The sequence below is a fragment of the Streptomyces phaeoluteigriseus genome, from assembly GCF_001896135.2.
Classification (GTDB): Bacteria; Actinomycetota; Actinomycetes; order Streptomycetales; family Streptomycetaceae; genus Streptomyces; species Streptomyces phaeoluteigriseus.
This window is the reverse complement of record NZ_MPOH02000054.1, coordinates 1-3,134: the sequence shown is the minus strand read 5'-3', so window position 1 is coordinate 3,134 and position 3,134 is coordinate 1. Positions and strand designations below refer to the sequence as shown.

Genomic DNA, 3,134 nt, shown 5'->3' with positions numbered 1-3,134 from the left:
GGGGTGGCGGGGCCCGGGTCGGCGGGGGCCGCGGCGGCGGGGGTGCCGAGGGCGAGCAGGGTGCCGATGGTGGTGAGGGCGAGGACCGCGGCGTGTCTGCGCCGGTGGGCGGAACGGGGTCGCCGGGACAACGGCTTCTCCTTCTGCGACGGTCGGCCCGTCGTGCGGGTCGCCGCGGGGCGGACCGGCGGGGTGGGGCACGGTCCGGAACGCGCGCACGGCAGGGCGGGTGCAGGTCTGCGGGCGTCCGTCGGGATGCGAAGGGGTGGGGGATGCGTCCCCTGAGGGGCGTGAAGAAACGGTGAACGTTCGGCAGAAGCGTGGCATCCGGGACGCAAGTTTGTCATGGGAATGCCAACACAACGGCCTGAATTCGCCCTGACGGAAGGGGAGTTACGTGCCTCGGCACTTCTTTTCGGCCGAGGTCGGGGTGGAGGGCGGACGTCGCGGCACGGTTCGTGCGTCAGCGGCGGGACGCGCCTGTGGGCCGTTCGAGTGGTCGGCATCGGCGCGTCGTCGTACCGTCGGTACGGAACCTCCACGGGGCGCGGGGCACGGCCCGGGTCCCGAGACGGCGGGAGCGGTCATGCGTGGACACAGGACGACGAGGACGGCGGCACTGCTCTGTGCGGCGCTGGGACTCACCGCGGCGGTCGGGACTGCCTCGGCCGCACCCGCCGGGTCACCGGCGCCCGCCGACCGGGCCACGGCGCTGCCGAGCGCGCCGCCCGTCCTGGTCGACTGCCTCTGGCACCCGAAGGTGCGGCCCTCCGCCTTCATCCTGGCCTGCGGCGACGGCAACAGCCGGCTCGCCTCACTGAAGTGGGACCACTGGGACGCCAGGTCCGCGAAGGCCACGGGCGTCAACGTCGTCAACGACTGCGAGCCCTACTGCGCGGCGGGCACCTTCCACACGTATCCGGTGGTCGTACGGCTCGACAAGGCACAGCCCTGGAAGAAGGACCCGCGGACGCAGCGCTACGACCGGATCGTCCTCGAGTACCCGGCCCAGCGACCCGAGCGGTTCGAGAAGGTCATGACCTACCCGCTGTGGGACTGAGCGGGCCGGCGGGCGACGGTCCCGCAGCCGTTCGGATCCCGCTGGGCCGCCAGCCGGTGCCCCTGGGCGTGTAGCGGGCCGCGGTCACTCCCGCCATCGTCCGCAGCCTCGCGTAGTAGGACGCGCGGCCGTCGTGGCCGATCAGGGGCAGGACCTTGTCGAGGCCCGCGATGCAGGCCCAGAGGATCGCCACGCCTTCCTCGTCGAGTCCACCGCGGAGTTCCCTCTGTACGAGGCCGGCGGCATGTGCGTCCAGCAGGACCAGGTCCACGCCTGCCAAGTCCGCACCGCGGAAGCCCGCGGGAAACGGCGCGCGCAGGTGCTCCTCCCACAGTTGGGGGAGCCGGTGGTCCTGGCGGGTTTCGCTCATGCCTCGGATCGTCTCGTCGTGGCCGGGCGGGAACCGGGCCGGAGGCGGTCGGCGGCCGTCACTGGGTGAGGCCGGCGGCGGTCGTCGCACCGAGTTCCCAGCAGGCCTGCACGTCCGCCTTGCCGGGTTCGCCGGTGACGGTGACGGGGTCGGCCGCCCGCCGCCAGCCGAGGCCCGTCGTGATCGCCTCGATGCCGCGTACGGCGCCGGTGACGTCGTTGCCGCCGTGCACGTAGTAGGCGAAGGGGCGGCCCCGGGTGGTGTCGAGGCAGGGGTAGTACACCTGGTCGAAGAAGTGCTTGAGGGCGCCTGACATGTAGCCCAGGTTGGCGGGTGTGCCCAGCAGGTAGCCGTCGGCGGCCAGGACGTCGGAGGCGGTGGCGGCGAGGGCGGCCCGGCGGACGACGCGCACGCCTTCGATCTCCGGCGCCGTCGCGCCCTGGACGACCGCTTCGAACATCGCCTGGCAGTTCGGCGAGGGCGTGTGATGGACGATCAGCAAGGTGGCCACGGCATCGAACCCTGCCCGCTCGGGCGTCCGGCCGCAAGCGACGGCATTGCCACGCGGAGTGTCACGCGAAGTGCCGCGCGCAACCGGTGGGCGGCCGCGACACCGACGGGGCTCGCGTGCGCGGACGAGTGCGGCGCCCAACTCCGTTTCCGTCCACCGGACTTGCCCCGACGTAAGGCGAGCTCCCGAGGTGTACCCCGCATGATCGAAGCGGGCCACTCGTCCACGCGTCCCGAAGCCGCTTGCGCCGGTACCGGCACCCCGCCGCCCCGACGACTCTCCCGCACGCGCCGGGGCCCGGCCGCCGCGACCTTCGTCGTACGGCGTCCGGGCCCACGGGAGCCGCCTGGATCAGCCGCCGCTCAGGCGGGCACGGAGCAGTTCCTTGCCGATCTCCGCGCCCTTGCGGCTGTCCGCCTGGGCCTTGCGGAACAGATCCGCCACCTCGGTGTCCTTGTCGCGCTCGGCGTCCTGGATGTAGGTCTCCAGCCGCAGCGCGTTGTTCAGGCACGCCTCTACGTACCAGATGAGGTTGTAGTCCTTGTCCCGCGTACCGGTCACATCGCCGGTTTCCGCTCCAGTGGCCATGTGGGCCTCCTCCCAGCGTGCTGTCGACGTGGTCATTCCCGACCGCCGGGTACCCAAGGGCGCCACGGGCACACCGGAACGGGGGCGGGCGCGGGATCCGCGGGAGGGCGGAGGCGAAGGGGGACGTACGGCGCCGGACGCGGAACGCGGAAGGCGGAACGCGGAAGGCGGAACGCGGAAGGCGGAACGCGGAAGGCGGAACGGATATCCGGCCGGCCGCCGGACGGGCTCGGTCGTCCCGGCGAGCGGCGCCGGGTACTCGCCGGGACGACGAACCGGCCCCGGAACTCTGAGCAACCGGCCCCGGAGCTGGAGCCGACGTCCCACATACTGGCCGCCCCGCCCGGCTTCGGCCGCGGGCAAAGCCACCGGCCTACGGCTTCGGGACTGCCGGACTGCCGGCCTCCCCCGGTCCGCCGATCCCCCGGCCTCCCGGTCCGCCGATCCGCCGGTCCGCCGGTCGAGCGCACCAAGCCTCCACCGACGGAGCAGGCCGGGGCCGGGCGGAGTACAGGCTCCTGCCGAGCGGCTGTGGCTCCGGCTGACCGTGCCGGGCCTCTGACCCAGGCCGTGCCGGGCCTTGAGCCAACGTGCCACGCTCGGCC

4 protein-coding genes are annotated in these 3,134 nt (G+C 73.3%); 1 reads left to right on the top strand and 3 read right to left on the bottom strand.

All coding sequences use genetic code 11. The features are described 5' to 3' along the window. The first annotated feature begins 586 nt into the window (after positions 1 to 586). Entirely contained in the window at positions 587 to 1,060 is a 474-nt protein-coding gene (locus tag BM536_RS38125; protein ID WP_073500089.1) for a hypothetical protein, read from the top strand. Here the strand turns inward: BM536_RS38125 and BM536_RS38120 are convergent. From BM536_RS38120 to BM536_RS38110, 3 genes are all read right to left on the bottom strand, one after another. Continuing rightward, positions 1,035 to 1,430 carry a hypothetical protein gene (locus tag BM536_RS38120; protein WP_211363023.1) on the bottom strand — a complete coding sequence of 132 codons (396 nt, stop codon included), beginning with the start codon at positions 1,428 to 1,430 and terminating at the stop codon, positions 1,035 to 1,037. The two genes, BM536_RS38125 and BM536_RS38120, sit on opposite strands and share 26 nt — an antisense overlap. 58 nt (positions 1,431 to 1,488) lie before the next feature. After that, positions 1,489 to 1,941, bottom strand: coding sequence for a flavodoxin family protein (locus BM536_RS38115; protein WP_073500085.1), 453 nt, complete (start codon positions 1,939 to 1,941; stop codon positions 1,489 to 1,491). Positions 1,942 to 2,292: 351 nt separating this feature from the next. Next, positions 2,293 to 2,529 (bottom strand): hypothetical protein, encoded by a 237-nt coding sequence (locus tag BM536_RS38110; protein WP_073500083.1) that lies wholly within the window; start codon positions 2,527 to 2,529, stop codon positions 2,293 to 2,295. Between the last annotated feature and the right edge of the window lie 605 nt (positions 2,530 to 3,134).

What these genes read in the sequence shown, in the direction of transcription:
- BM536_RS38110 (WP_073500083.1), bottom strand. Translation starts at nt 2,529, where the DNA reads ATGGCCACTGGAGCGGAAACCGGCGATGTGACCGGTACGCGGGACAAG.
- BM536_RS38120 (WP_211363023.1), bottom strand. Translation starts at nt 1,430, where the DNA reads ATGAGCGAAACCCGCCAGGACCACCGGCTCCCCCAACTGTGGGAGGAG.
- BM536_RS38125 (WP_073500089.1), top strand. Translation starts at nt 587, where the DNA reads ATGCGTGGACACAGGACGACGAGGACGGCGGCACTGCTCTGTGCGGCG.